The sequence below is a fragment of the Kitasatospora sp. MBT63 genome (genome assembly GCF_000710465.2).
GTDB lineage: Bacteria > Actinomycetota > Actinomycetes > Streptomycetales > Streptomycetaceae > Kitasatospora.
The window spans coordinates 1-5,270 of sequence record NZ_JAIZ01000289.1; the positions used below are offsets into that span (position 1 = coordinate 1).

6 protein-coding genes and 1 pseudogene are annotated in these 5,270 nt (G+C 72.4%); all 7 read left to right on the top strand.

Annotation, left to right across the window (positions count from 1 at the left end):
• On the top strand, positions 1-1,089 hold a 1,089-nt coding region (locus tag AA75_RS17920; RefSeq protein ID WP_063794382.1), incomplete at its 5' end, for an N-6 DNA methylase.
• Positions 1,090-1,154: 65 nt separating this feature from the next.
• Positions 1,155-1,790 carry a hypothetical protein gene (locus AA75_RS17925; protein ID WP_149038217.1) on the top strand — a complete coding sequence of 212 codons (636 nt, stop codon included), beginning with the start codon at positions 1,155-1,157 and terminating at the stop codon, positions 1,788-1,790.
• Between the two features lie 220 nt (positions 1,791-2,010).
• Positions 2,011-2,187: a hypothetical protein gene (locus AA75_RS49440; RefSeq protein ID WP_158515523.1), complete on the top strand. Its 177-nt coding sequence runs from the start codon at positions 2,011-2,013 to the stop codon at positions 2,185-2,187.
• Between the two features lie 166 nt (positions 2,188-2,353).
• Positions 2,354-2,899 (top strand): hypothetical protein, encoded by a 546-nt coding sequence (locus tag AA75_RS17930; protein ID WP_063794383.1) that lies wholly within the window; start codon positions 2,354-2,356, stop codon positions 2,897-2,899.
• Positions 2,900-3,025: 126 nt separating this feature from the next.
• A complete protein-coding gene (locus tag AA75_RS17935; RefSeq protein ID WP_033821083.1) occupies positions 3,026-3,820 on the top strand; it encodes a hypothetical protein in 795 nt (264 codons plus the stop codon).
• A complete protein-coding gene (locus tag AA75_RS17940; RefSeq protein ID WP_051812684.1) occupies positions 3,817-4,761 on the top strand; it encodes a hypothetical protein in 945 nt (314 codons plus the stop codon). The genes AA75_RS17935 and AA75_RS17940 overlap by 4 nt, the downstream gene beginning before the upstream one ends.
• A 28-nt stretch (positions 4,762-4,789) precedes the next feature.
• Positions 4,790-5,270: pseudogene (locus AA75_RS17945) on the top strand (hypothetical protein); the annotation flags it as partial.

A 5,270-nucleotide genomic window follows, 5' to 3' on the forward strand; every position in this document is an offset into this window, starting at 1 on the left:
TCGGCCCGCCCCCGCGTGCGGGAGCGGGCCATCGTGACCGGCGGCCGATCGCACGTCGACGGCCGCCACGGTCCGGCCGCCGTACCACCCTCGCCCGAAGGCCTCGACGCCCTGGCGCCGGCGACCGGCCCCGCAACAGCCGACCGACCCGCAGGTCGCGCCGCGCTCCCACCCGCCGATGCTGCCGCGTTCGACGGACCGCGGTTCGCCGAGGCGATCGCCCGCGCATGGTGGAGCGGTGGCGGCGGGGCCCGGACCGACATCCCCCTGGGCATCGTCGCCACCCTCGCTCTGTGGCCCATCAAGACCGACGGCGCCGGCCACGCTCCCGCGCTGGCCGCGTTCATCACCCGGCAGCCCGCCGCACGGTGGCCCGCGACGGTCCGCCAGGTCGCGGCCTGGCACTGGGTCCGCCGTCCGGACCTGATGGAGACGGCCCTGCCACTGCTGAGCTGGGCCGAGGAAGAGCACCTGGCTGCAACCGTCGGCGCGGCCAAGGCAGTGGCGGACGCCGCCCTGCGCAGCGGGATCCTCGGAGCCACCGGCCACCGCGACCCCTACCTTCGGTCCCGCGTCGACGTCATGTTCTGGGCGCTCAACGGGCTGCGGCACAGCGCCGAGCGCGCCCCGCGGGGCGAGTACCAGACGCCGGCCCACATCGGCGACCTCATCGCCAGGATGCTCACCGGCTCCGCGCCGGCTGCGGACCGCACCGTCGGCGAACTCGCCGCCGGCACCGGCGGCCTGGTCCGCGCGGCGGCCCAGGCCATGCGGGAACAGGGCGAGGACCCCCACCAGCACACCTGGCACCTCCAGGAGCTCGACCCGCTGGCGGCGGCAGCGGCAGCGGTGAACGCCCTGGTGTGGGACCTCGGCCCAGGGGCCACGGTGACGTGCTCGGACACCCTCCGCGCCGGAGACCGGCACGCTGCCGCCCTCGACAGCCAGCGGTCCGCCGCCGGGCGCCGCGACCGTGTGCTCGCATCCGTGCGGACCATCGCGGCCCAGGAAAGCGCCCTGCGGCACCTCGGGCGCAGCACCACCGCGCACCACCAACCAAGGGTTGCTCAAGCTTTAAATGTGCTGTAACTTATTTATTAATTCGCTGCGCCGCCCGCCTCGACCCCGTCGCAGCCCGAAGGAGACCCAGACACATGCCAGTGCTCCCGAACGACGACCGCGATCCCTACTCGCACTTCACCAACCCCCAGCTCCACCCGGTCGCCGACTCCCCCTGGCTCGGCCTGACCGTCCGCGGCCCCCATCGCAGCCGGTCCACCGTCGAACGTGTCTACGCGACCCCCTTCGGAGTGGAGGTGGCCCTCTGCCTCCACCGGGCGGACGTCTTCGACACGCTGCGCCTGGAAGTCATCGACATGCTCTCGACCGACGAGCGCCCGGCCGCCCAGCGCACGGCTTACCTCCGCAACTACCGTCGGCTCCTCGCCCTCCACGGCTCCGTGGCCGAGGGGAAAGCGTCCCGGCGCACGCACCTCGCCATCCAGCGCCGGGACGCCTTCTACGCGCAGTTCCGGCACGCCAAGATCTACGTGGAAGCCGCTCTTCTGGAGCAGGTGCAGACCGGAGACCGGGTCGTGAGCAACCTCGGCATCCAGATGACCGTGACCGATCCCGAGGTCAAGAGGGAGCGGCTCTGGGGCTGGCGCAGCCACATGCAGGTCAAACTCACCCCCCAGTTCACCAAGACGTGGGGCTGGGCCGACGACCAGAGCACCTGGCACATCACCCACGAAGGCTGGGGGCTGCTCCCCACCCTCGGCCTCATCTGACACCGAGGAAGCCTCGGTGGCACACCTCCACCGTGCCACCTCCCTTGCCGCGCGCCGCAGGCCGCCCCGGGCCGGGCCGCGGGCCGGTCCTACCCAGAGCGCTTCCCGGCCGCCGGCACCCGCCATGGCCGGAGTCGCCCCGCCCGACCGGGCCTTCACGGACAGACCGACCGGGCGAGAACGGGCCCGGATCGAAGACACCACTGCCGCTGGAGACGCTATGGACACCTGTGCGATGTGCGGCGGGACCGATCTGCGCCCCTACACGATCGTCCCCCCGCCGCCCCCGAAGCAGAAGCCGATCCCCGAGACCGGGGTGCTGTGCCGGCACTGTCGCCTCTACCAGTCGCGCAGCGGCAAGCACCACGAGCTCGTTCCCGGGCCGCTCGACACCTGACACCCCGGCCCGGGCAGCCGAGCTGAGCGCCCCGTGCAGGCGGCGCCCAGCACCTTTCCCGCCCGGCCCCGTCCACCCGGGCGCCGTCCCGCGCGCTCCGCCCAGGCCGACACCGCCCGCAGGTGCGCCGGCCACGATGCCCGCCGCACCGAAGGAGACCTTCACCATGCCCACTCCCGATCCGTCCGGCCTGCCCGCCGAGATCACCGCGCTCCCACGCGACCCCCGCAACGGCCTGCCGATCCCCGCTGTGAACCGCTTCGGCGACAACCACGACTTCACGACCGTGAACGGCGCGGAAGCACTGCGCCTGGGTGCCGAGCGCCGCTGCGGCGTGTGCACCCGCCCGCTTGCCGAACTCGTCGCCTTCATCGGCGGCACCAAGGCCGCCGAGGCCCGGACCTTCAGCGACCCCCCGATGCACCCCGCGTGCGCCGAGGCCGCCATCACCCTGTGCCCGCACATCGCCCGCTCCCACGCCCGGCGGGCGAGCGAGCGGAGGGCGGCCTCCAACCCCCTCAAGCCGACCACCGCCTCCGGCTGGAGCGAGGACAAGCCCGAACTGTGGATCATCGGGCTGACCCGGCACTACCGGATCGAGATCCGCCCCACCGCGGACGGGGACAGGGTCGCCGTGTTCGTGGCCCACCCGTTCACGAACCAGCGCACCTTCGGCTACGACAGCGCGGGCCGCATCGCCGAACAGCGGTGACCGACGAGCCGCCACCGGCCCGGCAACACGCGGGACCTCCCCGTGCCGGGCCGGCGCGGCCGTACCCGCAGGGCGCCGGCAACACCGGCGCCGTGCGCCCTCCCACTCCGACTCCCGGAAGGCACCATGCCAACGTCCACCCCCGAACCGAGCTTCCGGTTCTGGCTCGGTACCCACCACGCCTCCTGGCTCTCCACGGCCAGCGTCCCGCTGTTCGTCTCCAGCCGCACCCTCGCCCCGCGCAAGAGCTTCCCCGAAGCGACCGTCCCGTACGCGATCGACAGCGCCGGGTACACCGAGCTGTCGCTGTACGGCGAATGGCGCACCTCCCCCGCGGAGTACGTCCGCCTGCTGCGCCGCTACCGCGACGAGATGGGCCCGATGGCGTGGGCCAGCTCCCAGGACTACATGAACGAGCCCGACGTCCTGGCCAAGACCGGGATGACCGTGCAGCAGCACCAGGCCCTGACCATCGAGCGGTACCTGGAACTGCGCACCCTCGACGCCGACCTGCCGATCGTCCCGGTTCTGCAGGGCTGGACCGCGCCGAGCTACCGGCGGCACCTGGACGCCTACCTCGCCGCCGGCGTCGATCTCACCCGCGAGCCGCTCGTCGGCGTCGGCAGCATCTGCCGACGCACCGGCTCGGTCGGGATCAGCCTGCTGCTCGAGGACCTCACCCGCCAGGGCGTTCGCCTGCACGCCTTCGGAGCCAAGGCAGCCGGCCTGAAGCTGCTCCCGGCCCCGGGCATCGCCAGCGCTGACAGTCTCGCCTGGTCGTTCGGCGGTCGCTACGAACGCGGCTGCTCGGAAGGGCACCAGACGGAGGCCAACTGCATCCACGCGGCCATGCGGTGGCGCGAGAGGTACCTCGACGCCCTGACCTGGGCCGCACCCGAAACATCCGAGGCCGCAGCGTGAGCGCCGTACCGCCACCGGCAGCGACCGCGGCCGCCGGGCGGCCCGACGGCTGGTCCCAACGCTGGCGGGACAACAGCCCCCGCTGGATCCACACCTCGCAGGGCGGATTCGACCAGCGACGCTATGAGGTCGTCGAGCTCCCCGAAGCACCCGCCCGCTCCTTCGTCGCCCGCCACCACTACCTCGCAGGCTGGCCGGCCACAGTCCATCGCTTCGGCCTCCTCGACCTCCGAGCGGTGCCCGACGAGCACGCCATCACCGTTCAGGGATACAGCCTCGTCGGCGTCGTCGTCCTCGGCAGCCCGATGAACGACCGCGTCCTGACCAACGTCTTCCCCGACCTCGAACCGTTCGGCCAGAGCCTTGAGATGAGCCGCATCTGCCTGGACGACACCGTTCCCGGAAACGGCGAGAGCTGGACCGTCACCCGCGCCCTGCACCTGGCCGCCGGCCACGGGATCCGGGGAGTGGTCACCTTCGCCGACCCCGAACCCCAACTTCGCCGCCTCGCCGACGGCACCGTACTCGGATCCCCGACCGGTCATCTGGGGATCATGTACCAGGCCCTCAACGCCCGCTTCACGGGCCGCGCCACGCCCCGCACCCTCACCCTCCTACCGGACGGCACCGTCCTCACGGCGCGCAGCACAGCCAAGATCATCGGCCAGGAGAGCGGGGCCGCCGCCGTCGCGAGACGTCTCCACGAACTTGGCGCCACCCCGGCCACCGCCGGACAGGACCCCCGGACCTGGCTGCGCGGCGCGCTCGCCGAGATCGGGGCACGGCGCCGCCGGCACCCCGGCACCTACCGCTACGCCCTGCGGGCCGGCCGAACCAGGGCCGAACGCACCCGCACCCGCATCGCCTTGGCCGCCCTGCCCTACCCCAAGCACCCCGCCCCCAGAGGCCCACTCGACCAGTCATTGCACAACGCCAAGTAATGCTGTAACTTATTACTTAGTAATCGCCTTGCCGCCCACCCCCGGAGGCCTCGACGTGAACATTGACCAGTGGACCCTTCTGCGCGAGAAACCCGCCCCCATTGCGGGCGTGAGCTCGGCCGAGATCGAAGGACCGGACCGCACCGTGCTCTTCGGCTTCACGCGCGAAGGCCTGAGCTGGCACGTGTATCTCGCGGACGGCCAGATCCACCTCGCCGTCTACGACAGCCGGACCAGCCAGGTGACGAGGCATCAGAAGCGGGAGTACTGGCCCGCAGCCGAGCTCATCCCGGACAAGCGGGTCTACCCGGAGAGCACCGACTGGCGCTTCGCCCAGCTGATGCACGCCCGCGCGGTCGCCGTTCCCTACCGGAACTGGGACGAGTCCCGTGCGCGGCTTCGGGCACCGCTCGCCTTCCACGGCCTCATCGTGAGCCCGGCGGACGGCAGGCTCGTTCATCGCACCGACCCGGCACCGGCACCGGCACCGGCACCGGCACCGGCACCGG